This window comes from Streptomyces sp. NPDC057623 (assembly GCF_042800355.1).
Lineage (GTDB): Bacteria > Actinomycetota > Actinomycetes > Streptomycetales > Streptomycetaceae > Streptomyces.
Map to the genome: position 1 here is coordinate 45,705 of NZ_JBHVGZ010000013.1, position 24,603 is coordinate 70,307.

21 protein-coding genes are annotated in these 24,603 nt (G+C 72.1%); 9 read left to right on the forward strand and 12 right to left on the reverse strand.

Annotated elements, in window-relative coordinates; all coding sequences use genetic code 11:
• Positions 1-19: 19 nt before the first annotated feature.
• The 6 genes from ACFU95_RS16145 to ACFU95_RS16170 form a co-directional block, all read right to left on the reverse strand.
• Positions 20-757 carry a class I SAM-dependent methyltransferase gene (locus ACFU95_RS16145; protein ID WP_383827585.1) on the reverse strand — a complete coding sequence of 246 codons (738 nt, stop codon included), beginning with the start codon at positions 755-757 and terminating at the stop codon, positions 20-22.
• On the reverse strand, positions 754-2,157 hold the full coding sequence (locus ACFU95_RS16150) for a condensation protein (RefSeq protein WP_383827587.1): 1,404 nt from the start codon (positions 2,155-2,157) through the stop codon (positions 754-756). Before ACFU95_RS16150 ends, ACFU95_RS16145 begins: the two co-directional genes overlap by 4 nt.
• Positions 2,154-6,671, reverse strand: coding sequence for an alpha-(1->3)-arabinofuranosyltransferase family protein (locus ACFU95_RS16155; RefSeq protein ID WP_383827589.1), 4,518 nt, complete (start codon positions 6,669-6,671; stop codon positions 2,154-2,156). Before ACFU95_RS16155 ends, ACFU95_RS16150 begins: the two co-directional genes overlap by 4 nt.
• Entirely contained in the window at positions 6,668-7,393 is a 726-nt protein-coding gene (locus tag ACFU95_RS16160) for a class I SAM-dependent methyltransferase (protein ID WP_383827591.1), read from the reverse strand. The genes ACFU95_RS16155 and ACFU95_RS16160 overlap by 4 nt, the downstream gene beginning before the upstream one ends.
• A 121-nt stretch (positions 7,394-7,514) precedes the next feature.
• Positions 7,515-8,663: a glycosyltransferase family 4 protein gene (locus ACFU95_RS16165; RefSeq protein WP_383827593.1), complete on the reverse strand. Its 1,149-nt coding sequence runs from the start codon at positions 8,661-8,663 to the stop codon at positions 7,515-7,517.
• A 220-nt stretch (positions 8,664-8,883) separates the two neighbouring features.
• The gene (locus ACFU95_RS16170; protein ID WP_383827595.1) at positions 8,884-9,870 is read right to left on the reverse strand and encodes a DUF3068 domain-containing protein; all 987 of its coding nucleotides are present in this window, start codon (positions 9,868-9,870) and stop codon (positions 8,884-8,886) included.
• A 222-nt stretch (positions 9,871-10,092) separates the two neighbouring features.
• Between ACFU95_RS16170 and ACFU95_RS16175 the strand changes: the two genes are divergently transcribed.
• Both ACFU95_RS16175 and ACFU95_RS16180 read left to right on the forward strand, forming a co-directional pair.
• Positions 10,093-10,245 (forward strand): hypothetical protein, encoded by a 153-nt coding sequence (locus ACFU95_RS16175; protein WP_167348315.1) that lies wholly within the window; start codon positions 10,093-10,095, stop codon positions 10,243-10,245.
• 2 nt (positions 10,246-10,247) lie between these two features.
• The gene (locus ACFU95_RS16180; protein ID WP_383827596.1) at positions 10,248-11,534 is read left to right on the forward strand and encodes a PucR family transcriptional regulator; all 1,287 of its coding nucleotides are present in this window, start codon (positions 10,248-10,250) and stop codon (positions 11,532-11,534) included.
• A 15-nt stretch (positions 11,535-11,549) separates the two neighbouring features.
• On the opposite strand, the gene ACFU95_RS16185 is transcribed toward ACFU95_RS16180, so the two are convergent.
• A complete protein-coding gene (locus ACFU95_RS16185) occupies positions 11,550-12,404 on the reverse strand; it encodes a hypothetical protein (protein ID WP_383827598.1) in 855 nt (284 codons plus the stop codon).
• A gap of 107 nt (positions 12,405-12,511) precedes the next feature.
• Entirely contained in the window at positions 12,512-13,090 is a 579-nt protein-coding gene (locus ACFU95_RS16190) for a DUF2269 domain-containing protein (protein ID WP_383827600.1), read from the reverse strand.
• Positions 13,091-13,207: 117 nt separating this feature from the next.
• On the opposite strand from ACFU95_RS16190, the gene ACFU95_RS16195 reads away from it, so the two are divergent.
• The 3 genes from ACFU95_RS16195 (at position 13,208) to ACFU95_RS16205 (ending at position 15,454) form a co-directional block, all read left to right on the forward strand.
• A complete protein-coding gene (locus ACFU95_RS16195; RefSeq protein WP_383827602.1) occupies positions 13,208-13,684 on the forward strand; it encodes a hypothetical protein in 477 nt (158 codons plus the stop codon).
• 148 nt (positions 13,685-13,832) lie between these two features.
• Positions 13,833-14,606, forward strand: a complete 774-nt coding sequence (locus ACFU95_RS16200; protein ID WP_383827604.1) for an IclR family transcriptional regulator — start codon at positions 13,833-13,835, stop codon at positions 14,604-14,606.
• On the forward strand, positions 14,603-15,454 hold the full coding sequence (locus tag ACFU95_RS16205) for an SMP-30/gluconolactonase/LRE family protein (RefSeq protein ID WP_383827606.1): 852 nt from the start codon (positions 14,603-14,605) through the stop codon (positions 15,452-15,454). The genes ACFU95_RS16200 and ACFU95_RS16205 overlap by 4 nt, the downstream gene beginning before the upstream one ends.
• Before the next feature lie 52 nt (positions 15,455-15,506).
• Here ACFU95_RS16205 and ACFU95_RS16210 read toward each other — a convergent pair whose 3' ends face one another.
• Genes ACFU95_RS16210 through ACFU95_RS16220 form a run of 3 tightly spaced genes read right to left on the reverse strand, consistent with a single transcriptional unit; the run spans position 15,507 to position 18,822 of the window.
• Complete coding sequence (locus ACFU95_RS16210) at positions 15,507-16,913, reverse strand: FAD-dependent oxidoreductase (protein WP_383827608.1); 1,407 nt, start codon at positions 16,911-16,913, stop codon at positions 15,507-15,509.
• The gene (locus ACFU95_RS16215) at positions 16,910-18,124 is read right to left on the reverse strand and encodes an MAB_1171c family putative transporter (RefSeq protein ID WP_383827856.1); all 1,215 of its coding nucleotides are present in this window, start codon (positions 18,122-18,124) and stop codon (positions 16,910-16,912) included. Before ACFU95_RS16215 ends, ACFU95_RS16210 begins: the two co-directional genes overlap by 4 nt.
• A gap of 47 nt (positions 18,125-18,171) precedes the next feature.
• Positions 18,172-18,822, reverse strand: a complete 651-nt coding sequence (locus ACFU95_RS16220) for a toxin-antitoxin system, toxin component family protein (RefSeq protein ID WP_383827610.1) — start codon at positions 18,820-18,822, stop codon at positions 18,172-18,174.
• Positions 18,823-19,083: 261 nt separating this feature from the next.
• Between ACFU95_RS16220 and ACFU95_RS16225 the strand changes: the two genes are divergently transcribed.
• From ACFU95_RS16225 to ACFU95_RS16235, 3 genes are read left to right on the forward strand one after another with little or no spacing between them, the layout of a single operon-like run.
• Positions 19,084-20,439, forward strand: a complete 1,356-nt coding sequence (locus tag ACFU95_RS16225; RefSeq protein ID WP_383827612.1) for an extracellular solute-binding protein — start codon at positions 19,084-19,086, stop codon at positions 20,437-20,439.
• Positions 20,439-21,377 (forward strand): carbohydrate ABC transporter permease, encoded by a 939-nt coding sequence (locus tag ACFU95_RS16230; protein ID WP_383827858.1) that lies wholly within the window; start codon positions 20,439-20,441, stop codon positions 21,375-21,377. Before ACFU95_RS16225 ends, ACFU95_RS16230 begins: the two co-directional genes overlap by 1 nt.
• A complete protein-coding gene (locus ACFU95_RS16235) occupies positions 21,374-22,228 on the forward strand; it encodes a carbohydrate ABC transporter permease (RefSeq protein WP_383827614.1) in 855 nt (284 codons plus the stop codon). Before ACFU95_RS16230 ends, ACFU95_RS16235 begins: the two co-directional genes overlap by 4 nt.
• Before the next feature lie 238 nt (positions 22,229-22,466).
• Here ACFU95_RS16235 and ACFU95_RS16240 read toward each other — a convergent pair whose 3' ends face one another.
• Positions 22,467-22,775, reverse strand: coding sequence for a hypothetical protein (locus tag ACFU95_RS16240; RefSeq protein WP_383827616.1), 309 nt, complete (start codon positions 22,773-22,775; stop codon positions 22,467-22,469).
• A gap of 194 nt (positions 22,776-22,969) precedes the next feature.
• On the opposite strand from ACFU95_RS16240, the gene ACFU95_RS16245 reads away from it, so the two are divergent.
• Positions 22,970-24,484, forward strand: coding sequence for an alpha-N-arabinofuranosidase (locus tag ACFU95_RS16245; RefSeq protein WP_383827618.1), 1,515 nt, complete (start codon positions 22,970-22,972; stop codon positions 24,482-24,484).
• The last annotated feature ends 119 nt before the right edge of the window (positions 24,485-24,603 follow it).

Sequence of the window (24,603 nt, forward strand, 5' to 3'; positions counted from 1 at the left end):
ACCACATGGTCCACGCCCCCTACGTCCGTCGTGCGTGCAGCAGCAGGATCGACGCGAGCGGCGCTCTGGCGCAGGCCAGCCGGTCGAGGGGGCGCAGCGGACGCGGTACGCCGTGAAAGGGCGCCCCCGCCAGCCGTACGACCTCGAATCCGGACGCGGCCACGAACTCCCGCAGCGCACGGGCGGTGTAGAGCCGCAGATGCCCCACGACCTCCCGCCCCGGCCGTCCGTGGATGCCCCGCAGGCTGACCTCCGAGAAGACCGGCTGCACCCCGGCCAGCAGCAGGCCGCGGTTGTACCAGGCGGCCAGGTTCGGCGTGGAGAGCATCAGATGGCCGCCGGGGCGGAGCACCCGGCGGATCTCGTCCAGGGCGGCGTCCGGGTCGACGAGATGCTCGATCACCTCGCTGAACAGCACGGCGTCGGCGGAGCCCGCTCGGAACGGCAGCCCGCCGCCGGTGAGTTCACCGCGCACGGCGTACGGGATCCGGGTGCGGGCCCGTCGCAGCGCGTCCTGGGACCAGTCGATGCCGACGACGCGGTGGCCGGGCAGGTAGGGGGCGGCGGTGGCCGCGGCGGTGCCGTCGCCGCAGCCGATGTCGAGGATCGTGCGGGTGCGGCCCGCGGCCGCCGGGCCCAGGGCCTCGGCGAGCATGCGGGCCTGGCGGCGGCTGCGCGGGGTGCCGGAGGCGACGGGGACGGCGGGGTCCTCGTAGAAGTCGCGCAGTTCGCGCGGCCGCACGGGGGAGGTCGTCACGGGGCCACCTCCGTGGTGTGCAGGTAGTGCTCGAACAGGTCCCGCAGGTGGGCGCCGTCACCGTGGCTGAGCAGGGCGCGCGACCAGCGCAGGGCGAGGTGGAGGCGGCCCGCGGTGGAGGCCGTGGTGACGGTGAGGCCGCGGGGCATCCGGGCGGGCGCCGAGAACCACACGGCATGCGCGCGGCCGGCTTCCTCGCCGAAGTCCAGGGGGTAGGGGATACGCCCGATGTTGCTGAGGAGGGTGGTGGAGGTCCAGGGCGCGGCGGCTCTGCGCAGGCCGCGGGTGAGCGCGGCGCGGACGGCGACGGGGGCCCAGGGAGCGGTGAGGAGCGAGGCGCCGTGCCCGAGCTGGGGGCGGGGCAGGGACTTCAGGGCGCGGGTCCGGGTCGCCGTGCGGTGGAGGAGGGCGGGCATGCCGGCGGGTTCGTGCGCCGCCAACTCGGCCGGACTGAAGGGGACTTCGACCAGTCGGGTGCCGTTGCCGATGGGCATGGTGGCGTCGCGGGGGCGGTCGTCCACGGGCATGGTGATGCGCAGTGGGCGGGGGCGGGCGCCGTGTTCCCGGTTCCAGTGCGCGATGGTCAGGGCCGTGGCGACCATGAGCTGGTCGTTGACCGTGTAGGGGGAGCCCTTGGGGCGGTGGGGGAGGGGGAGTTCGGTGACGAGCATGCCGTTGCCCGGGGAGGGTTCGGGGGTGCCGGGCGCCACCCGCGCGGGCTGGGACCAGTTGGACGGCGTGCCCTCGGCGGGCGGGGGCGGGTCGGACGTCGTCCGTACGGGAGGCGCCGCGGGGGAGTTGTCCCGGCCGCTGTAGAGCTCGGCGGCGGTGGCCAGGACGCGGAGGCAGGCGGGGCCGTCCAGGGCGGTGTGGTTGATGGTGAGGAAGAGAACGGTGCCCTGAGCCGGGTGCGGCATCGCACCGTCGGCTCCGCGCGGCCGTGCCCCCACGGCGTCGGTGGCCTCGCTCCCCTCGATCCGCCCCGACCCCGGCCCCGCCGCCTTCACCGCCTCCACCCGGATCGGCGGGGACAGCGACAGCGGCGGCGCCTGTGTCAGCGCCCGGGTCCTCGCGTCCCGCAACGCGTCCCGCCCCGCTGCCGGAAAGCCCACCACCTCCACGTCCGGCTCCGCCGTCAGCTCCCACTCGTACCGGCGCCGGTACCACTGTCCCGGCGCCTCCCGCATGAGGATGCGCGGATGCCGGAGCAGCGCCTGGCCGAAGGCCGTCCGCAGCCGCGGCGCGTCCAGCCGCCCCGGCAGATGCACCTCGATGTGCACCGTCTCCGGCTCCTCCTCCTGGAGGCAGTGCCGGGCGACCTCGTCCACGACGGGGAAGGGGACGCGTACCGGCGGCCGCGGGGGGCCGTCGGCGCGCGGGGGCTGCTGGAGCGCGGTCATGTGGCGTCCCCCCTGCGGGTGTCCTCGGGCTCCGGCGGGTCCGCGGGTGCCGTCGTGCCCCCGGGCCCGGTCGGGCCGTCGGGGCGGCTCGCCCGGAACCTCGGCTTGCCGAACCCGCGGACGCGCGCGGTCGGCGGATCCGGGTCCGGGCCGCCGGGGCCGCGTGCGGAGATCGTCGGCCCCGACTCGGGCCGCGGGCCGGGGTCCGCCGGGCCGGGCGGCTCGGTCCCGAGGGGACTGCGCCCGCGCCGGCGCTGCGGCAACGGCCGCGTCGGCGCCTCCGGTGCGACCGTACCCGCGAGGCCGCCTCCGGCGACCGGTGGCGGTACGGCCGTGGCGCCGGGACCGCCGGTTCCCCGGCCCGGATCGCCCGGACCGCCCGCTCCCGCGGCCGCACCCGCCGGCTCCCGCACCGCCACCACACCGGCGAACAGCCCGATCAGCGCCAGCAGTTGGGCCGCCGGACCGAAGGTGCCCGCCGCCGCACCCACCGGCTCCCCGGCTCCGGTCGCCGCCGCGACGCCCGCCCCGGCGAGGGCGGCGAACGCGATCGGCACCAGCAGCGTGTGCCTGCGCCACGCCACCACCGCCAGGGCCGGCACCAGCAGGGCGAACCACCCGGCGACGAAGACGGCCACCACCGTCACGGCCACGGTTCCGAGCCACAGCCCCGGCAGGGGCGGAGCGGCCTGGGGCTCGTCGGGGTTCGGGGCCCGGCGCCGCCACAGGGCCAGCCCGGCCAGCAGGGCGATCGCCACCGCGCTGCCGATGAGCCCGCCCTCGTACAGCACGGCGGGCTCGTACGACAGCTCGACCGTGCCGCCGGCGCCCGCCGGGATCCGCCAGCCCTGCTGCCAGCCGTCCAGCCGTACCGGTGTCAGTTCCCTGCCGTTCAGCGTGGCGTGCCAGCCGTCGTTGAAGTTCTCGTACGTGGTCAGGTAGCTCGCCGCCCCCGACCCGACCGTCACCGCGCGCCGGTCGCCGAGCCAGTCCCGTATCCCCAGCTCACGCCCGGCGGTCGGGGCCTCGTCGACCGTGCCGCGCGTCAGGGTCACGTCGGTGAGCGTGAGCGGCCCGGCGTCCCCGGACTCGACCCGGTGGTCACCGGAGCCGAGCCGCAACTCGGCGTCGTCCCTGCCTCGCTGGCAGAGCGTCACCTCGACGCGCCGCCGTTCCATCAGGTCCCGTACGGTTCCGCGCACGCTCGTGCGGTACAGCTCCCCGTCCACCGCGACGACCGGTCCCTCCCCGCACGGCAGCGTGAACGGCCGGGTGCCCTTCGGCTGCGGGGTCCGGTACTGGTCGAGGGCCGGAACGTAGGCCTCGGTCAGGCCCACCGGCAGTTGCAGGTCCTCGCCGACCATCGGGTTGTAGAGGGTCAGCGGGGCCGTCGCCGTGATCGTGATGTCCAGCCGGTCGGTCGTGATGGCGGGGAAGCGGACCCAGCCGTTCTCGTCGACCCCGGCGATCACCGCACCGTCCGGCGAGCTGATGTGCACCTCGGTGGGACGCGTGGCCAGGCCGCCCGCGGGCGCCAGCACGACCTCTCCCACCGCCTGCTTGCCGGGCCAGCGCAGGTGGATCGTGGGCCGGTCGCCCGCGATCCAGGCCGTGGTCAGGTCGCCGTCGGTGAGGTTGCGCGGCGACAGGCCCGTGCCCAGCCGTGCCGTCGAGTCGGCGGTGGCGACGATCCGGTTCCGCTGCTCCGGCGCCACCTTGTACAGCAACTTGTCCAGTTCCTCGCCCGCCACCGGCACCGCGCTCGCCCGCACCTCGTACGTCCCGGCCGTGGACGTCGTGAAGCGCCGGTGCAGCCCGGCCTCCGTACCCGTGGCCGACAGCCCGGCCGGGTCGGCCGTGCGGGAGAGGGAGACGATCTCGGCGGCGGCACCGGTGTTCCCGGCGTCGGCGGGCAGCCGCAGCAGCCGGGTCACCTGTACGTCCGGCAGGTCGATCTCGGAGAAACCCGCCCCGGTCAGCCCGGCCCGCCGGGACACCGAGTCCAGGATCGTCAGCTTCATCCAACTCGTCGCGCCCGCAGGCGCCTTGACCGTCTGCGCCGAGCCGTCGGGCCGCAGGAAGGAGCTCACCGCCCCCTTCTCCGTCTCCACCCGCACCCGCGTCGGCGCCTCCCGCACGCCCTCCTGCGGCAGCGGCGACACCTTGAACGAGGACGGCATGTCGTACGACCCGCCCGCGAAGCCGATCCGCAGCCACTCGCCCTCGGGCGAGCCCTCCGAACCCTCCGTCCACGCCGTGTCCGGATTGCCGTCGAAGGCGTTCACCGGGTCGAACTGCGGGAGGTGGAACAGCCAGCTGCCGTACGACGAGGCCGTCACCGACCGTGCGCCGCGCAGCTCGGCCACCGTCTGGTGGTCGAGGCCGGTGGTGGGCAGGATCTGGTGCGGTTTCTCCCCGGCGTCCTGCGCGGCGCCGGGCGCGTTGCGCTCGTCGCGGGTGTACGTGTACGACGTGTTGGCGTTGACCAGCCCGAACCGGGTGTCCGCGCGCCGCAGCCCGTCGCCGATCACCTGCACCTGCGGTGAGCCGAGCCCGGGATGGTTGTCCCCGGTCAACACGCCAGCCCGGCCGCGCAGTTCGGACGCCAGCGGCAGCAACGCCTCCGGCCCGCCGGACACCACGGCCGTGTCGGCGACCGGCTGGAGCCCGGCCTGGTGCGGACGCGGCACGTCCGCGCCGACCGGCTGGTAGATCTCCACCGCCCGCTGCCGCGGATACAGCCCCTCCACCTGGAGCGGGGTCCCGGGGGCGATCGTCCCTCCGGTCATGATCGGCCCGAGTCCCGTCACCCGCTCGTACCCGGACTGCTCCAGGGTCCGCTTCACTGTAGTGGTCGGCACCTGGCCGATCTGGTCGGGATCGAGGTCGTTGCGGACGACGACGTAGTAGACACCCGCACGGCTCAGGTAGTCGGCCAGCCCCGGCACTTCACCCCCACCCGTCAGCGCCTGCTCGACGGCGTCCATCGCACGCCGGTTGCCGGGCGTGCCGAAGGGGACGTAGTCCCGCTGCGCCCAGCGCGAGTCGGCGAGGACGTCCAGGGGCTGGTCGATGGTGGAGCCCCAGGTGTAGATGCCGTGCGCGGTGGCGGGCACGACGAGGGCGCGGGCGTCGGGGGAGTACTTCTCCATCCAGTCGGCCGTGGCCTGCCAGTACTTGGGGATCTCCGTGAAGGAACCCGGGTTGAGGATGGACCCGTTGAGATACGGCCACATCAGCCCCGGCAGGATCAGCACGGCCGCGACCAGCGGAGCGAACCGCCGCCCCCGCACCCGGCGCGCGCCGCGCGCCTCGGCGGCCACGCCCACCAGATGGGCGAGCCCCAGCACCAGTGCCAGAGCGAGCCCCGGCTGGAACTTGTAGATGTTCCGGAAGGGGACGAGCCCGCCGTTCAGCCAGTCCTGCACGACCCCGTGGAAGGGGCCGCCGAACGTCCCGCCGTACCCGGCGAGCAGGATCAGCGCGACCGTCACCACGGTCAGCACCAGCCACCGCCGCTCCGGCATGTCCCGCCGGGCCAGTCCCGCCAGCCCCAGTCCGGCCGCGAGCGCCGAGCACACGATCACGACGACGGCCGAGGCGACGGCCCATCCGGCCGGCAGCCAGGCCTCACCGAAGTGCAGGTAGGCGACCCAGTTCCCGCCGCCGCGCAGTGCCTCGGTCGCCGACATGGTCTCGGTGGTGGTCTGCGAACTCTCCACGTACGGAAGGAAGTTCTCGCCGTACGTCCCGAGCAGCAGGAGCGGGATCACCCACCAGGCGGTCGCCAGGAGGACACCCGGCACCCACCATCCGATCAGCTTCCGCTGCCGTGGCCCGGGCGGACGGGAGAGCAGATACAGCCCGACGGGCAGCAGCGAGGCCAGCGTGGAGGCGGCGTTGACGCCGCCCATGAAGGGGATGACCAGGGCCGATCGCAGGGCGGCGACCCGGGCGGCGTACCGCTCGTCGGTCAGCGGCAGCAGCACCCAGGGCAGCAGCGCACCGGGCAGCGCGGCAGCCGACGTGGATCCGACGACGATGGTGAAGACGGGCCACAGCGCGTACGCGGCGGCCGCCACCAGCCGCGACCCCCCGCTTCCCACGCGCAGCCGCTCGGCCAGCCGCAGCGCGCCCCAGAAGGCGACCGACACGATCAGCGACAGCCACAGCCGCTCCGCCAGCCACACCGGCAGCCGTACGACGTCGGCCAGCCAGTAGAACGGCAGCATCGGCCACAGATAGCCCGAGTACTGGTTCTGGATCCCGCCGAAACTGCCCTCGTCCTGCCACAACTGCCCGAGGTCGGCGAGGAACTGCCCCGGGTCGACGGTCACACCCAGCTTGGTGTCGAACGTCTGCCGCCCCGGCTGCACCGCCAGCAACAGCACGAACACCACGGCCCAGAACCCCAGCAGCCAGCGCCGCGACCGCGGCCCCTCCGGCGGACCGGAGGCGGGCGCGGAGGTGGGCACCGCCGCCGGGGGAGGGGCCTGGACCGTGGTCGTCGTCATGGTGGACACCGCCTGAGGATGAGGAGGAGGTTCCAGGTGGCGAACTCGCGCAGTCCCGGCGCCTTCACGACGCCCTCCGCGAGGAACGGCCAGTAACGGGAGCGCGCCGAGACGATCTCCACGTCGTCCCGGGCGCGGACCTGCCGCAGGGTGGGGCCGATGTGCACGGCGAAGAGGTTCTCGCCGAGGGTGTGCTTGGCGGCCCGTCCGGTACGGCGCCGGTAACGGGCGCGGGCCCGCTCGGCGCCGAAGTAGTGCCAGGGGGCCCACTCATGGCCGCCCCAGGGGGACAGCCAGTTGGTGAAGGACACGTAGACCAGCCCACCGGGCCGCGTCACCCGCGCCAGCTCACTCAGGAACGTCTGCGGATCGGCCACATGCTCCAGCACGTTGGAGGAGAAGGTGACGTCGGCGACGCCGTCCCGCAGGGGGAGCAAGTATCCGTCGGCGATGACGGCCCCTTCGGGCGCCTTCGCACCGAGTTCCGCCGTGTCCGGCTCGAAGAGGTAGGCATACGCACCTCGCCGCCGGAACTCCTCGGTGAAGTACCCGCTGCCACCGCCTACGTCCACGACGGTACGCCCGGCGACGGGACCGTCGGCGGCCTCGACCTGGTCGACGGAGTCACGGGCGAGGAGCGAGTAGCAGGCCTCGGGGTCGTCCCTTTCTCGCATGAACGCGCGGAAGAGGGCCAGCGACCGCCGAAACGAGGGGTCCTTCATGGCGCCGGGCTCTGGAGCGCCCCTCAAGGGGCGCGGGGCTGTGACATGTGCGGCTCCGCCGCGTGGGCGCGACAAGCCACGACGGTCCCGCAGCCGCGAGACAATCTGACCAACACGGCGTTTAGGCATCACGGCACACGGCCTCCGAGGCCACCGCAAGAAACTGCCGCACAGTCCGGTCCCACCGATACCGCGCCGCACGATCACGCGCGGCCTTGCCCATCGACTCCCGCCGATGCCCGGACAACGCGAGCGTGCACCACGCAGCGGCAAAGGACGACTCACCGGCGGCGAGCACCCCGGTCTCCCCGTCCACGACGGAATCCCGCAGTCCGGGCACGTCAAAGGCAATGGCCGGCGTCTCCCGGGCGGCGGCCTCGGTCACGACAAGCCCCCACCCCTCCACGGCAGAGGGGTGCATGAGCAGCCAGGCCGCGCACAGCAGCCGATGCTTCTCGGCCTCGGAGACGTGTCCGGTGAACTCGACACCGGGCCCGGCGAGCCGCTCCAGCCGCTCCCGTTCAGGCCCGTCCCCGACAATGACCAGCCGCCCACCGGTGACCGGCCGCACCCGCTCCCACAACCGCAGCAGCAGATCGATCCGCTTGTACTCGACGAGCCGCCCGACAGCCACGAACAACGGCTCCGGCGAACGCTCACCCAAGGGCCCAGGCTCCTCGACCCCGTTGTGCACGACACGGATACGCTCCCGCTCGACGCCGATCGCCCGCAGCGCGTGCGCGGTCGACGGCGACACGGCGACCAGCAGGCTCCGCCGCTGCGCCCCCGTCAGCGCCCAGTGCTCAAGTCTTCGGCCGAGCCGGGCGGCAGGCGCCATCGCGCCGCCGAACCGCATCTGCCACAGATCGGTGTGCACATGGTTGACCAGGCACAACGTCGGCCCGCGATGCCACAGTGGGGCGAAGTACGGCATCCCGTTGCAGACCTCGACCAGCAGGTCGCAGTCGCCGACCTGACGGGCGAAGGCGGACCGGGCGCGCAGATAGTGGCCGTAGGAGCCACCGGCCGACACGACCCGGTAGTCGCGGTACGCGGCCGGGCCGCCGCACAGCAGGGTGACCTGGTGGCCGAGCCGGGTCAGCCCGTCGGCAAGCCGGTCGACCAGCAGCTCGGAGCCGCCGGCGGCCTCGTTGCCCAGGTCGCGGTGGGCGAGAAAAGCGATTCGGCGCGGATGTGGGGGAGGCGCCGGAGGGTGGTGCTGCGACGCCGGGGGGAGATCGGCGCGCAGCGAGGGCACGTGCTGGGGCATGGGTGCTCCAACTCGTCTCAGGGTGCGGAACCTGGCGTGGGGGGAGGGAGGGTTGGGTTCCTGTGGGGAGGAAAGTGGGGCTTCTCGGGCTTCTTACGATCGTCTTGAGGGGGCTGTGGACAGGCTGTGTCCGGGTGGGGGTGGACAGTTTTCGCCCAGCGGTTCGCCACGGCTACTCACCGGCGTGACAATTTCGGGCTCAATTAGAGCTGACGTCACGTCACATCGTGAGCGAGGGCTGGGGCATCTCGACCGTACCGGGAGATTCAGGCTGCTTACGTCCTCGTGCCACCAAAACGGCACCCACCACCGCAAGCGCGAATCCTGCCCCAGCAGCCCCGACCGGCAAGGTCTCGCCCACCATCCGCAGCTGACCGCTGTCCCGCTTCGCCTGCCGTACGGCCTCCTTCTGCGTGGCCGTGGTGAACGCGATCTTCTCGCTGTCCAGGAGCACCGCCGCGTCCTTGTCGCCGCCGGGAGCCCGCAGGGTGCGGCGCGGGCCGGTCTGCGCGTAGACGACCCGGCCCGTGGCCTGATCCACGACGAGTTCGAAGCCGTGGTTGGAGTACCACTCCTCGGCCAGCACCTGCGGGCGGTCCGGCTCGTCGACGAGGCTGCCGGGGACGAGCCGGGTGCCGACCTTGCGGGGCGCGACCGTGCCGGTGAACCGGTATCCCGTGTACCCCTGGACCTTCTCGGTGCCGTCGTAGCGCAGGGTGATCGTGGTGCCGCCGGTGTTGTCCCACCACTGGTAGGAGCGCTTCTCCACGTCGAACGGGAACTTCAGATACGCCTCGCCCTCGATGTACGGCGACTCCTCGCAGCAGTGCACCGGCCGGGTCGTCTTCCGGTCCATCACCCAGCGGTGCGGGGTGAAGTCCAGCGCGTCGTGCGGGTCGGCGGCCGGCAGCGACTTGTCGGTGTCGACGGTGGTGATCACGTCCCAGACGGCGTTGCCGCTGCGCTCACTTTCCGCCACATTGCCCCGCACCCGCTGGGTGACGGTGATTTCCTGGTCCGGCACGGTCTCGATCTTGTCCGTGTCGAAGACACTTCCGGTGCCCTTGTACTCGGCGGTGGTGTCGATGTCGATGGGGTTCACGGCGGCACGCGGGGCCACGTACCAGGCGAGCATCGGCGCCAGTACCAGCAGAAACGTGCCGAGGCCGAGCAGGATCAACGAGAGTGGTGAGGCTGTACGGCGCATCCGGCACTCCTGGGGATTGACGCGTGGTCGATTGCACGTTCGGTGCACGGTCGTTGCCTGGCCGTTCTTGGGCCGGGAACCGTAGGCGCCCCTTGACGGAGTGTCAATGTCTTGACGGGCCGCCCCTGCTTGTCGAGACTGAAGCCGACAGGCAGGGGTCGGGTTCAGGCTGGCGCCACCGGGGTGGGGACGACCTCCGGATGCAGAGAGGCTGACCCTGCGATGTCCAGACTGCTCGCCGCCGCGCTGACCGTCGCGCTCGCCGCCGTACTCGCGGTGGGTGCCGCGCTCGGCGTCGTCGCGCTGCTCGAAGCGACGCCCGACCAGCCGAACACCCCCTTGATCACCTACGAGCAAGCGGGCCAGGGGAGTTGACCGTGGCCGCCACTCCCGCGACCTCCGCCACCCCCTCCCCTCCCTCCCCTCCCGCCACGACCTCCCCCGCCGTCGCCCCCCGCTCGGCCTGGCGGGACGTACCCCGCTTCCAGGTCCGCAGATTCGCGGAGCTGGTGATGGCGGACGCCCCGGCCCTCGCCGAGCAGATCCTGTGCGAGATCCGCCGTGAGTACCCGCATCTGCCCCTGGTCCTGGACGAGTCGGGCGAGCCGATGGCCCTGGTCGGCATCCGCCGCGCGATCGAGGTCTTCGTCCAGCACCTGGAGACCTCCGAGGGCCGCCCGACCGTCCCGCCCGGTGTCTTCCAGGACTTCGGCCGGGGTGAGGGCCTGGGCGGCCGCTCCCTGGACTCGCTCCAGGCGATCTACCGGATGGGCGTACGGCTGGCCTGGCGCCGTTTCGCCGAGATCGGGCAGCGCGTGGAGATCCCGCCGCCCGCGATGTACGAGCTGGTGGACGCGGGCTACGAGTACCTGGACGGCCTGGTCGACCAGTCGGTGCGCGGCTACGCGGAGGCGGCCGCACGCCAGGCGGGCGAGCGGTTACGTCTCCAACGCCGCCTGATGGAGCTGTTGTTGGCGGAACACCACCGGGGCGATCCGGCGGACGCCCTGACGGAGCGGGCGGCCCGGATCGGCTGGCCGCTGCCCGAGAAGGTCGCCGTGGGCGTGTTGCTGCGCCCGGCGCGGGAGGCGATGGCACCGGCCGTGGGACAGGGGGTACTGCTCGACATGGAGTACGAGCAACCGCGCATGGTCGTCCCCGAGCCGGACGCCGGCGGCCGCCCCGAACTGCTGCACCGTGCGCTGACCGGCTGGTCCGGCGCGATCGGGCCTCCGGTCCCCCTGGCCGACGCGGCGAAGTCGCTGCGCTGGGCCGAGGCGGCCGTACGCCTGATGGAACGACGGCTGCTGCCGGCCGGCGACGTCCTGTACTGTACCGAGCACACCGAGGCGCTGGTGCTGCTCCAGCCCGAGGAACTGATCGACGACCTTGCGGTGCGGTGCCTGGCGCCGCTGGAGCACTGCGGGCCCACGCACGGCCGGCGGCTGGCGGAGACGTTACTGGCGTGGCTGGAGACCAGGGGAGGGGCGCCCGAGGTGGCGGCGCGCCTTGGCGTCCACCCCCAGACGGTCCGGTACCGCCTCCGTCAGATCCGCGAACTGTGGGGCGACGAGATGGACGACCCGGACCGCCGGTTCGAACTGGAGCTGGTGCTGCGGGCGCAGAGGCTGAAGGGGGCCCTCGGCGAGAGCCCCCGTCAGTAGCGGCTCAGTGGTGACTCAGAGGCCGTAACGGCTCTTCAGATGGCGCCAGAAGTCCCGGAACATCCATTTGTCGAAGTCGGTGATCTGCGCCGCGGATCCCGCCTTCATGAGGAAGCAGCACTGGCCGGTCGGGGACCAGTCGTAGAAGTCGTCGAGGCCGAAGGTGTGGCCGACCTCGTGCAGATATATGTGGATGTTCTCCTGGCCGAGCGCGGAGGTGAAGTACTCCTGCCCGACCCGCTGCCCCCAGTCGCCGCCGGCGCCGCCCTGGAAGCCCTTGGTCAGCCAGAGCGACTGGTCGTAGTGGCGGGCGGCGCCGCCCGGACACCTGGAGTAGTTGCCGTCCTGGTGGAAGAAGCGGCCGCAGTCGGGGGCACATTGAGGGGCGCCGCCACCGTCGAGCATGCCGGTGTAGATGTCGACGGAGTTGTCGGTCCACTGGAGGGTGGAGCGGTTCTTGACGGCCCAGCCGACGATGTTGACGGGCACGTTGGTGTACGGCCAGGCGTTGGTGCCGGTCCCGTTGCTCTCGACCATGGCGGCCATCCACTTCGCGAACTGCTTCTTCAGCGCGGCGTGGATCTGGTCGCGCAGGGCGGCGCTGACCGGGGCGTCGGACTCCCAGCGGACGCAGTAGTTGACGCTGCCCCGGTTGGCCATGACCTGGTCCCAGCCGTAGTTCCGGAAGCCGTACAGGTCGGGGTAGGTCGACTCGACGTGGTTCCAGACCTCGCCCAGGGGCTGGACGAGGTTGGCGGGCGGACTCCACTGATCGGCCGCCTGGGCGGGGGCCGCGGTGACGGCGGGCGCGGCGATCAACGCGATGACCGCGGCGAGTACCGCACCGAGACGTGCTGGACGGGTGCGCATGGTGAACTCCCTTGGTGGGGGACGGGACTTCACCTGCTGGTCGCCGCCGGGGCGGTGGAGGTTGCCTGCTGTGCGGTACTTGTGCGTGAAGCGGCGTCTTTGCCGGGTCAGGCATTCTGCCGTGCGGACCGGGTGGGCCGGGCGGACTCGGCGCGCAGGCGGCGGCCCCGGCGGGTCGGGCCCCAGGGCTTGAGGACCGAGATCACCGTCATGAAGACGTAGGCGGACAGCGACACGATCGGCCCCGTCATCAGGCCGGTGGCATCGGGCAGCGGCTCGCCCGCGGCGACGGCGGCGACGGTGGAGCCCAGGCCGGGGCGCAGGGCGAAGGCCGTGGCGGTGATGGTGGCGAGGGTCAGCCAGAACTTGACGTACACCCAGCGGTGCCGAGCCAGCCCCCACCGCGTGCCCAGGGACAGCACCAGCCCGCTGGCCAGAGTGAGGAACGCGACCGGCAGCAGCAGCCAGTCGGCGAACAGCTTCATCGCCCGCACCGACGCCTCCACGGTCACCGCGGACCCGGTGCCGGCCGCGGTGACCGCGAGCGCGAGCAGCCCGAGGGTGAGCCCGAGCCAGCCCGCGGAGGCGATCACATGGACGACCAGGGCGGCCCGGCGGACGGGACGGCTCAGTTTCCTGGATGACGTGGAAGAGGGAGGCGAAGAGGCAGAGGATGTGGAAGGCATGGACAACACCGTGCCGGGCACCGGCGGCGAGCACGTCTGACAGGGGGAGTAACCCCGTGTACTGGCGTGGGCGTACCCGGCGGCGCTCCGGCTGCTTCGTCCGAGGAGGAGACCCCGATGCGGCAACCGACACCCCACCCCGCCCTGCGCCGGCTGGACCCGTTCGTCGGCGAGTGGGACCTGTGGGCCGCCGGCCGCACCGTCGGCCCCTTGCGGACGGAGTTCGCCTGGCTGGAGGGCGGCACCTTCCTCGTCCAGCGCACGGACGTCGGCCCCGGGACGTCCCTCCCCGGGGAGTGGGGCCCGAACGCCCCCTTCCCCACCGTGTCGATGATCGGCTACGACGACACCGCCGACGAGTTCACCGTCCTCTACGCCGACGGCCGCGGCGTCGCCCGCGTCTACCGGGCCACGATGACCGACCGTACCTGGCACCAGTGGCGCACCGCCCCCGGCTTCCACCAGCGCCTCACCGCCACCGTCAGCCCCGACGGCGACACCATCGAGGGCCGCTGGGAACAGTCACCCGACGGCGAGAAGTGGACGACCGACTTCGACGTGGCGTTCGTGAGCGCGGGGACGCCCGGGAGCTGAGGTGGGCGCCTGTCGCCCGCGGAGCTTTCGAGTCGGTCCGCGCAAGGCCATTGCCGGGGCAAACGCAATTTGAGTAGCCTGTGTTCGTTATTCCGATCGGCTGTTGAAATTTCGAACGCAGCCTGACATCCAAGGGAGGATGCCGGACGTGGGACGCCTCGTACCAGCCGTGACCCGGGCTCTCGACATTCTCGAGCTCTTCCTCGACGGGGACGGCACGCTGTCCGCCCCCGACATCGTGCGCAAGCTCCAGCTGCCGCGCACCACCGTGCACGAGCTGGTCACCACGCTCGCCGCCCGGTCGTACATCGTCCAGGTGCCGGGTCAGCCGGGACGGTACCGCCTCGGCGTACGGCCGTACCAGCTCGGCAGCCGGTACGCCGAGCAGCTCGACCTCGCGGCCGAGGGGCAGCAGGTCGCCCGGTCCGTCGCCGAGACCTGTGACGAGACCGTACACGTGGCCATCCTCGAAGGCACCGACGTCATCTACATCGCCAAGGTGGACTCGACGCACGCGGTGCGCATGGTGTCCGCCGCCGGGCGGCGGCTGCCCGCCCACTGCACGTCCGTCGGCAAGATGCTGCTGGCCTCCCTCTCCGAGCCGGAGCTCTCCTCCCGCATCGACGACGACGCCCAGCTCATCGCCATGACACCCAACAGCATCACCGACCCCGGCGCCCTGCGCGAGGCCCTCGCCGGGATCCGGCAGCGGGGGATCGCCGTCGAACGCCAGGAGTCCAACCCGGACGTGTCGTGCGTGGCCGCGCCCGTGCGGGACCGTACCGGGCAGGTGGTCGCCGCCCTCTCCATCTCCGTCCCCATGATCCGCTGGAGCGACGACCGGCGCGTCGAGCTGGAGCAGCTCGCCGCCAAGGGAGCCGCCGAGCTGTCGGAGCGCCTCGGGCACCGGAGCGTGGCATGACGGCGACCGCTTACGAGGTGGCCGTGCGGGCCGAGGCGGAGCTCGGCGAGGGGCCGACCTGGGACCCGGCGAGCGGCCGGCTCATATGGATCGACATCCTCAGGTCGCGGATACACACCTACGACCCCGCCTCGGGCCGTAGCTCGGTCCGTACGACCCCGCATCACATCGGCGCCGTCAAGCCACGCGCCGCCGGCGGCCTGGTGCTGAACCTCCGGGACGGCGTGGGACTGCTGGACCCGGACGGCTCCTTCCGCTGGCTGCACCACGAGCCCGTCCCCGGCCGCCGCGCCAACGACGCCGCCGTCGCCCCCGACGGCTCCCTGTGGGCGGGCACCATGCGCTACGACGAGGCCCAGGGAGGCGGCACGCTGTCCCGGATCACCGGTGACGGTGCCCTCGAGGTGATCCTCGACGACGTGACGGTGAGCAACGGCACCGGCTGGAGCCCCGACGGGCGGCTCATGTACTACATCGACTCACCGACCCGGCGGGTCGACGTCTTCGACTTCGTGGACGGCCGTGCCGTGAACCGCCGCCCGCTCGCCGGGATCGAGGACGGCGCCGGGTTCCCCGACGGCCTCACCGTCGACGCCGAGGGATGTGTGTGGGTGGCCCTGTGGGAGGGCGCCGCGGTACGCCGGTACACGCCGACCGGTGAGCTGGACCGCGTGGTCCCGCTTCCGGTGCCCCGCGTCACCGCGTGCGCCTTCGCCGGACCCGACCTGACCGACCTGTACATCACCACGGCCCGCGTGGGCCTCGCCTCGCCGCCTCCGCTGTCGGGCTCGGTCTTCGTGGTTCCGGGCGCGGGCAAGGGGCTCGCGCAGCCGGCGTTCGCCGGCTGAGGCAGCCGGACGGCGGGCGAGCGCCCCTTCGGCCACGCAAGGCCCGCCGCCGCTACCGCAACCCCGCCGCCTTCCGCTCCTCCGCCGTCAACGGCGGCCCGCTCAACCCCGGTTTGAGCGGGCCGATCGCGGCGGCCAGCAGGACGGACGGGGCCAGCAGAGCCTCCGCACCCCGCTCCAGCGACGTCACGTCCGTCACCCGGCGGGCGATGCGTCCGTTGCCGGTGGCGGTGTGCATCAGTCGGGCGACGTACGCGGCCACGAGCCGTTCCCGCACCGTGGGGCCGCTCTCCGTCGCGCCCGGGTAGAACACGTCCTGGCCGATGGCCATGTCCCAGGCGGCGGCGACCGGGCGGGCCATCGCCCGCTGGACGCGGCGCGCCAGGCCGGGAGCCGTCGGCCCGTGCTGTCGTGTCAAGTCCCGCAGGATCAGGGCGCTTTGGGCGGCGACCGCCAGACCGTGGCCGTAGACCGGGTTGAACGCGCCGAGCGCGTCGCCGAGGACGACGAGGTTGTCCGGCCAGGCCGGCATCCGCTCGTAGAAGAAGCGGCGGTTGACGGTGGCGCGGGTGCAGGAGACCGCGGACAGCGGTTCGGCGTTCTCCAGCAGTTCACCGATCAGCGGGTGGCGCAGCTTCTCGCGGGCGAAGGGGACGAAGTCCTCGGGTGCGGCCGTCGGTTCGCCGCCGCGGGTGCCGGAGAGGGTGACGATCCACCGGCCGTTCTCGATCGGCAGCAGGAAGCCCGCCCGGCCCGGCCCGCCGTCGCGCGGATCGGGCTGCACGTTGACGACCGGGAAGTGGTCCCGGGCGTGCTCGGGGGCGAGGTAGAGGCGACTGGCGTACGCCAGGCCGGAGTCGACCTCGCGGCGCTCGGGTGCGGGAAGCCCGAGCGCCGTCAGCCACTTGGGTGCTCCGGAGCCGCGGCCGGTGGCGTCGACGACCAGACAGGCGGGGAGGGTGCGTTCGGCGCCGTCGTCCGTCCGGACCCGTACGCCCGTCACGGCGGCGGCCGTGCCGGTCAGCCCGACCGCCTCCGCCCGCTCGACCAGTTCGATCCGCTCGTCGGCGAGGACCTGCGCGCGGATCGTCGCGTCCAGCAGGTCCCGGCCGGCCAGGAGCACATGGTGCGACTCGGGCCAGCGCCGGAACCAGCCCCAGGCCGACAGGGCGACCATGTCCGTGGTGACCGGCAGCCGGCGTGCCCCGGCCTCCCGGAGCACCTCGGTGACCCCCGGCAGCAGTTCCTCGATGGCCCGTGCCCCGCCCGACCACAGCATGTGCGCGTGCCGCGCCTGCGGCAGGCCCTTGCGGGGGTCGGGCCCGGCGGGCAGCGCGTCCCGGTCGACGACGACCACGCGGTCGGCGAACCCGGCGAGCGCGCGGGCCGCGAGCATGCCGGAGTGGGATCCCCCCAGGACGACGGCGGTTCTGACGTCTGGGGCGGGGCGTTCGTTCATGCGCGGGTACTCTCTGCCGGGGCGGCCGCTCGGGTGCGTACCGCCTCGATGTCGTCGGGGTGACGGAGGGCTCGGGACACGGCCTGGATCTCCCGCAGCAGGTATGCGGTGTCGGGGCCCGACGGGGAGGCGTCGGCCTCCGGGGAGCGCTGCCTGGTGTCGATGGCGTCCAGCAGCATCACGGTCGCGGCGAGGGCCTCCGCGCGGGCGGGCTCGCGGCCCAGGGCGAGGGCCGCGTCGTAGGACCGTCCGCGCAGGTTCTCGTCGAGGTGCCGGGACACCTGGAGGAGCGCGTCACGGATGAACGTCTCCCGGCGGATCAGCCGCAGTTCGGCGGTGCCGCGCAGGGTGAAGGGCTCACGTCCGCCGGTCACCGACCGCATCAGCGCGGACAGGGTGCGCAGGCGCCGGTGGCGCAGCCGGATCCGCCAGTGCTCGTGCAGGTACTGGCCCGTGTGCGGGAGGATGAAGCCCACCGCGACCAGGGACGCGGAGACACAGGCCGCCGCCGGTGCCAGGTCGGTGCTCAGCCAGTCCAGGTCGTGCCCCGTCCAGCGGGCGAACACGGCGGTGAGCTTGGACGCGTCGAAGAGCAGGTTCGTCGCGTAGCCGACGCCCAGGAAGCGCAGGCCCCAGCGCAGCCAGGCGTCCAGGCCGTCGGTGCGGATCCAGTTCCAGATCAGCCGGGCCGTGATCGTGCAGGCCACGGTGTGCGCGAGCAGGTAGAGCAGGATCTGCTCGCGCATGAAGGGCGTCGTGGCGTAGTACGTGTCCAGGTCCCGCAGCCGTTCCACGGGGGTGTCGGCGAGCGCGAACAGCACCCACAGCGCGATGACCACACCCACGTAGACGGAGACGACCCAGCGGGTCGCGCGGCGCGTCGCGGCCGAGCGGTTGGCCAGGCCGTTGCGCCAGGCGATGATCAGCAGCAGCCACGACGCGCACAGCGCGGTGATGAGCGAATACACCCAGGGCGCCGAGATGTTCGGCACTCCGGTGACGCGGTTGGTCCAGGCGATGGTGCTCGGCGCGGCGAAGACGAACACGGCGCAGGCGAACAGCAGCAGGCCGCCGACGGCGCGCAGCAGCGGGTCCCGCCACATCCTGACGATGCTGGGCAGCTTGATCGCCAGGGCGGCGGTGAGGGCGGCGGTCGGGATCCAGAAGGAGATCTGGACGTCACCGAAGAGCGTCGAGGAGTCCGACGCCAGCCGGGCCGGGCCCCAAGCCAGCCCGGTCGCCGGCCCGGCAGCGAGCGTCACCGCGTCACCTTCCCGCTCCCGCTCCCGCGCGCCCGCCCGCCGCTGTGACGTCCGCGATACCCCAGGGAACGCTGCACCGGCCCGAGCGGCGCGTCCGCCCCCCGCCCGGACAGCAGCGGCCGGAACGTGGCGGCCAGCCGGTGTCCGAAGTCGTCGGCCTCGGCCTCGTCGCGCTCCCGGGAGCCGTTGCGGGCGGCCACCGTGAGGGCGACGTCCTTCCAGCCGGGCCTGCCGGCGAGGGCGTGCGCGGCGGCCGTACCGGCCGTGTGGTGGTGGCCGTGCCCGGCGTGCAGATGCCACAACTCATGTCCGAGGATGACCAGTTGCTGCATCGCCTCGGCCCGCTCCTCGACGATGACCAGGTCGAAGTCCTGGAACTCCACCCACAGCCCGGTCACTTCGATCTCGTCGGGGAACCGCTCGAACCGCAGCTCGACGGGCCGTCCGCCGCGCCGCCCGCTCATCTCCGCGCACAGCGCGCGGCACAACTCCCGTACGTCGGCCGGGGGGTGGGGTCTGGCACGCAGGGCGGCGCTCAGGTCGGAGGCCAGGTCGCGCATTCCGGAAGCGGAGCGAGAGCGCCACAGCCTCGGCCGCAGCACCGCAGCGACCCGGGCCGCACTCTTGCGCGCGCCCGCGATGTCCATCGCACCCCCTGTTTCCCCCGCCGCTCGGCGGGCCGTTCGAGCCTACGCGGCCCCCCGTGTCCGCGTCATGCGATCGGGCGCCGTGGTTCAAGCGGGAACGACCGCCGTTCCGCCGGGAGCCCGGCCGGCAGGGGGCACCCGCCCCCGGCCCTCCGCCTCTCGGAATTCATGCAGGACCCATTGACTAGAAAGCGCTTGCCGCCTACGGTCCCGTTCGAAGTTACGTGCACAATTCGATATCTCGAATAGTTAGGGCAGGGAATGGGACTACCTGGCCTGAATCGCAGGCAACTTCTGGCCACCGCCGGGGGACTCGCGGTGGCCGGCAGCTTCGGCTTCGCGGCACTGGGCACGGGCGCCGACGCGCTCGCCTCCGACGCGCGTACGAGGGTGCGGTACTGGAACCTCTTCAGCGGCGGCGACGGCGCCAACATGATCGCGATGCTGGACGCCTTCCGTGAGGCCGAACCCGACATCGACGTCAAGGACTCGACCCTCCAGTGGGGCAACCCCTTCTACACCAAGCTCGCCATGGCCGCCGCCGGCAACCGCGCACCCGACCTCGGCGTGATGCACATGGGCCGGGTCCCCGGTTTCTCGCCGGGCCGGCTGCTGGATCCCTGGGACGTCGAACTGCTCGCCGAGTACGGCGTACGGGAGCGGGACTACAACCCCGCGCTGTGGAAGCGCGGCGTGATCGACGGCAAGCTCTACGCCCTCCCGCTCGACATCCACGTCCAGCTCTGCTTCTACCGCAAGGACGTCCTGAAGCAGGCGGGGCTGCTCGGCGACGACGGCCGGATCGTGCCGGTCACGTCGACCGACGAGTGGTTCGACATGCTCAAGGAGGCCAGGAAGGCCACCAGGAAGGGGCTCCAGACCATCGGCCTGTGGGGCAACGACCAGAACTTCCAGTGGTGGTTCTTCGTCGCCTTCTACACCCAGCTCGGCGGCACCTGGTTCAACGCCGCCAACACCGAGGTCACCTTTGACACCGACAAGGCCACGCGGGTCCTGGAGTTCCTGCGCCGCCACATCACCGACGGATACGCCGACCCCGCCCTGGGCTCCGTCGGCGCCGAACAGTTCCTCAACGGGACCCCCTTCGCCTGGGAGGGCAACTGGTCCGTGCCCGTCTTCTCCGGCGCGAAGCTCGACTACGGCGCGACCCCGCTGCCGCCCGTCTTCGGCGAGCAGGCCACCCACGCCGAGTCGCACGCCTTCGTCCTGCCGCACCAGTCCGACCGCGGCGGCGCCACCAACGCGGCCGCCCACCGGCTCGCCGCGTACGTGGTCACGCACGCCCAGCAGTGGGCGGCCGGCGGTCACATACCCGCCTACACACCCACCCTGTCCACGGCCGCGTACCGAGAGCTCCAGCCGCAGAGCGAGTACGTCTCGGCCATGGACCACCAGGCCACCGAGCCGAAGGTGTGGTTCGCGGGCTCCACCGGCATCCTCGCCCAGCGCATCGGCCCCGTCGTCGTCTCCTCGACCGTGGGCTCCGCGAAGCCGGACGTCGCCGCCCGCCGGATGAAGAGCGCGCTCGCCCAGCTGCTCGCCATGAAGAACCCCATGGACGGCAGGACAGCCGCACAAGGAGGCACGGCCGCATGATGGCGACCAGCGCTCAGCCCGCCCTCGCCCCCGCACGCGCCAGGACCGCCGCCGACAGCGCCACCCTCCGCCGCAAACAGGGCTTCCAGCACGGCGGCTGGTTCGTCGCCCCCTTCCTGGCCCTGTTCGCGCTGTTCGTGATCTGGCCGCTGCTGCGCGGCGTCTACCTCAGCTTCACGGACGCCAACATCTCCGGCGACGGCGCGAACTTCGTCGGCCTCGACAACTACCGCGAGGCCCTTCAGGACCCGCTGATGTGGGACGCCCTCGGCCACAGCGCGTACTTCACGCTCCTGGTGGTGCCCTGCATCACGGTCATCGCCTTCCTCCTCGCGATGCTGGCCCACCACATCGAGCGCGGCAAATGGCTGTGGCGGCTCTGCTTCTTCGCCCCGTTCCTGCTGCCCTCCACCGTCGCGGGCAACCTCTGGCAGTGGCTGTTCAACCCCGGCACGGGCATGATCAACCACGTCTTCGGCATCGAGACGCCGTGGCTCACCGACAAGTCGTACGCCATGCTCGCCATCGTCATCATGACGCTGTGGTGGACGGTCGGCTTCAGCTTCCTGCTCTTCCTGGCCGCGCTCCAGTCCATCCCGGACCACCTCTACGAGGCCGCGAAGCTGGACGGGGCGAACGCCTGGCACCGCATGCTCCACATCACCCTGCCGATGCTCCGCAACATCACCGGCCTCGTCATCGCGCTCCAGATCCTCGCCTCGCTCCAGGTCTTCGACCAGGCCGTGGTGATGCTGGACTTCGGCCCCGGACCGGAGAACGCGACCCGCACCTTCGTCCAGTACACCCTCGAAGAGGGCTTCACCAGCTACCGCGTGGGCTACGCCTCCGCGATCTCCGTCATCTTCTTCGTGCTCATCGCCGCCGTGGCCCTGGCGAGGATGTGGCTGCTGCGCGACCGTGAGGAGGGCGCCCGATGACCACCGCCGTTCCGACGAAGCCCCGCAAGGCGTGGACCCCCAGCCAGATCATCCTCACCCTCCTCGGTACGGCCGTCTCGGTCGTCTTCCTCGCCCCCTTCGCCTGGGGCCTGTTCACGTCCCTCAAGTCGGAGACCGAGGCGGTGGAGGTACCCCCGCACTGGCCGCCGCGGGACTGGACCGGCCAGGCGTGGAAGGCCCTCTTCGAGACGGGCAACATCACGGACTGGTTCGTGAACTCCCTGGTCGTCTCGGTCTGTGTGACGTCCGTCGTCCTGCTGGTGAGCGCACTGGCCGGATACGGCTTCGCCCGCACCGAGTTCCGCGGCAAGGGCGCCCTCATGGCGGTCGTCATGGCGGGCCTGATGATCTCCCCGGCGGTCCTGGGGGTCCCCCTCTTCACCACCGTCCAGCAGATGGGGATGGTCGACACGTACTGGGGCATGATCCTGCCGCAGTGCGCGCCCGCCGCGATGGTCTACATCCTCTACAAGTTCTTCCAGGGCATCCCGCGCGAGCTGGAGGAGGCCGCCTTCATCGACGGCGCGGGCCGCTGGCGCGTCTTCTTCACCATCGTGGTCCCGCTGGCCCGCCCGTCCCTCTCGGCGGTCGGCATCTTCACCTTCATCGCGTCGTGGAACAACTTCCTGTGGCCGTACATGGTGACCAACAACCCCGACCTGATGACCATGCCGAACGGCATCGCGACCGTCATGAACTCCTACGGCATCCAGTGGGCCCAGCTCATGGCCGGCGGCCTGATGGCGGGCCTGCCGCTGATCGTCGTGTTCGTCTTCTTCCAGCGGCAGATCGTGGCGGGCGTCGCCCACACGGGACTGGCGGGACAGTGACGCGACAGGGCGGGAGTCGCCAAGTGCGTGCCCGGTCCATCGCCAAGGTGGCCTTGTCCGGCAGAACACTTGCCGGACCTACCGCCGGGCGGGCGGGAAGTCAGGCCTGTGGAGGCCACGTAAGACCACGCGAACCTGCGTGGCGGAGGCTGTCGAAGCAGGAACCCACGGATGCGCTACGACGTGGTGCAGGCCGGAATCGTCGGCTCTTCAGCAGGCGAGGGCGTCAATGGCTCTACTACGCCGTCGTCTCCTCCTGGCTCGTCAACCAGGAGGCGATCGACGTGACCGCGTCCCCGTCCGGTCTCCCCGGCACCTGGACCGACCACGGCCCCGCCTTCACCTCCGGGACCACCGACTCCTGGAACGCCATCGACCCGGCGATCGTCCGAGCCGACGGCCACCTGTGGCTGGCCTTCGGCTCGTACTGGACCAGCAGCTGCTGGAGGGCGGCGGCGACCTGCTCCTGGAGGGACATGGACGGTACGTCGGGACGGGCGGCCAGTCGGTGTACCGAGACCGCGGCCAGGACTGGCTGGCGTACCACTATGACGACGCTGAGGACGACGGCGCCCCCAAGCTGGGACTGAACAAGCTGCACTGGACGGCCAACGGCTGGCCAATCGCCGCTTAGGGGCGCGGGGCTGTGTCCGACATGCGGCTCCGCCGCGTGGGCGCGACCAGCCCCCACCAACCCGCACCCGCCAACGCAACAAGAACCACCCACCCCGAAAGGCGCCCATGAGCACCACCGCCCGCTTCACCCTCGACCCCGCATTCACCGTCGGAGAGGTCAACCCCCGCCTGTTCGGCTCCTTCGTGGAACACCTCGGCCGCTGCGTCTACACCGGCATCTTCGAGCCCGGCCACCCCACCGCCGACGAGGACGGCATCCGCACCGACGTCCTGGACCTGGTCCGGGAACTCGGCGTCACCGCCATCCGCTACCCCGGCGGCAACTTCGTCTCGGGCTACAAGTGGGAGGACTCCGTCGGCCCCGTCGAGGACCGCCCCCGCCGCCTCGACCTCGCCTGGCGCTCCACCGAGACCAACCGCTTCGGCCTCTCCGAGTACATCGCCTTCCTGAAGAAGGTCGGCCCCCAGGCCGAGCCCATGATGGCGCTCAACCTCGGTACCCGGGGCGTCGCCGAGGCCCTCGAACTCCAGGAGTACGCCAACCACCCCGCCGGCACGGCCCGGTCCGACCTCCGTGCCGCGCACGGCGACAAGGACCCCTTCGGCATCAAGCTCTGGTGCCTCGGCAACGAGATGGACGGCCCCTGGCAGACCGGCCACAAGACCGCCCAGGAGTACGGCCGGATCGCCGCCGAGACCGCCCGCGCGATGCGTCAGATCGATCCGGGCATCGAACTCGTCGCCTGCGGCTCCTCCAGCCAGTCCATGCCGACCTTCGCCGCCTGGGAGGCGACGGTCCTGGAGGAGACGTACGACCTCGTCGACCACATCTCCCTGCACGCCTACTACCAGCCCGAGAACGGCGACATCGACTCCTTCCTGGCCTCCGCCGTCGACATGGAGTCCTTCATCGAGAACGTGGTCGCCACCGCCGACCACATCGGCGCGAAGCTGAAGTCGAAGAAGAAGATCAACCTCTCCTTCGACGAGTGGAACGTCTGGTACATCTCGGAGTGGCACGAGATCGAGAACTCCGGTGAGCGGGACTGGGCGGAGGCCCCCCGCCTGCTGGAGGACAACTACAGCGTCATGGACGCGGTCGTCTTCGGCTCGCTCCTGATCGCGCTGCTGCGGCACGCCGACCGCGTCACCGTCGCCTGCCTCGCCCAGCTGGTCAACGTGATCGCCCCGATCATGACCGAGCCGGGCGGCGCGGCCTGGCGGCAGACGACGTTCTTCCCCTTCGCGCAGGCCTCGCGGTACGGCCGCGGCCAGGTCCTGGACGTCCGCGTGGCCTCCCCGACGTACGAGACGAAGAAGTACGGCGAGGCCGACCTGCTGCACGCCACCGCCGTGCGCGCCGAGGACGGCACGGTCACCGTGTTCGCGGTCAACCGCAGCCGCACCGAGGCGCTGCCCCTGGAGGTCGCCCTGAACGGCCTCGACCTGGCGCGGGTCGTGGAGCACAGCGCCCTCGCGGACGCCGACCCGGACGCCCGGAACGCCGCCGACGCCCCCGAGCGGGTCGCCCCGCACGCGGTCGAGGGCACGGCGCTGACGGACGGCCGCCTCACCGCCGTACTGGAACCGCTGTCCTGGAACGTGATCCGGCTGGGCTGAGGTCCACGCCCCGGCCCGGCCGGGGTCCACGCCTCGGACATCCGTCCCACACCTCGGATACCCACAGCTCGCCCCCAGGCAGATGCCCTAGGGTCTGGTCCCGTCCATCCCTACCAACC

Excerpts from the sequence above, each read along its gene's own strand:
- ACFU95_RS16225 (WP_383827612.1), top strand. The coding sequence starts at position 19,084 with ATGGGACTACCTGGCCTGAATCGCAGGCAACTTCTGGCCACCGCCGGG.
- ACFU95_RS16190 (WP_383827600.1), bottom strand. The coding sequence starts at position 13,090 with ATGCCTTCCACATCCTCTGCCTCTTCGCCTCCCTCTTCCACGTCATCC.
- ACFU95_RS16220 (WP_383827610.1), bottom strand. The coding sequence starts at position 18,822 with ATGGACATCGCGGGCGCGCGCAAGAGTGCGGCCCGGGTCGCTGCGGTG.
- ACFU95_RS16175 (WP_167348315.1), top strand. The coding sequence starts at position 10,093 with ATGTCCAGACTGCTCGCCGCCGCGCTGACCGTCGCGCTCGCCGCCGTA.
- ACFU95_RS16245 (WP_383827618.1), top strand. The coding sequence starts at position 22,970 with ATGAGCACCACCGCCCGCTTCACCCTCGACCCCGCATTCACCGTCGGA.
- ACFU95_RS16210 (WP_383827608.1), bottom strand. The coding sequence starts at position 16,913 with ATGAACGAACGCCCCGCCCCAGACGTCAGAACCGCCGTCGTCCTGGGG.
- ACFU95_RS16170 (WP_383827595.1), bottom strand. The coding sequence starts at position 9,870 with ATGCGCCGTACAGCCTCACCACTCTCGTTGATCCTGCTCGGCCTCGGC.
- ACFU95_RS16205 (WP_383827606.1), top strand. The coding sequence starts at position 14,603 with ATGACGGCGACCGCTTACGAGGTGGCCGTGCGGGCCGAGGCGGAGCTC.
- ACFU95_RS16155 (WP_383827589.1), bottom strand. The coding sequence starts at position 6,671 with ATGACGACGACCACGGTCCAGGCCCCTCCCCCGGCGGCGGTGCCCACC.
- ACFU95_RS16165 (WP_383827593.1), bottom strand. The coding sequence starts at position 8,663 with ATGCCCCAGCACGTGCCCTCGCTGCGCGCCGATCTCCCCCCGGCGTCG.
- ACFU95_RS16160 (WP_383827591.1), bottom strand. The coding sequence starts at position 7,393 with ATGAAGGACCCCTCGTTTCGGCGGTCGCTGGCCCTCTTCCGCGCGTTC.
- ACFU95_RS16150 (WP_383827587.1), bottom strand. The coding sequence starts at position 2,157 with ATGACCGCGCTCCAGCAGCCCCCGCGCGCCGACGGCCCCCCGCGGCCG.
- ACFU95_RS16235 (WP_383827614.1), top strand. The coding sequence starts at position 21,374 with ATGACCACCGCCGTTCCGACGAAGCCCCGCAAGGCGTGGACCCCCAGC.
- ACFU95_RS16185 (WP_383827598.1), bottom strand. The coding sequence starts at position 12,404 with ATGCGCACCCGTCCAGCACGTCTCGGTGCGGTACTCGCCGCGGTCATC.
- ACFU95_RS16230 (WP_383827858.1), top strand. The coding sequence starts at position 20,439 with ATGGCGACCAGCGCTCAGCCCGCCCTCGCCCCCGCACGCGCCAGGACC.
- ACFU95_RS16195 (WP_383827602.1), top strand. The coding sequence starts at position 13,208 with ATGCGGCAACCGACACCCCACCCCGCCCTGCGCCGGCTGGACCCGTTC.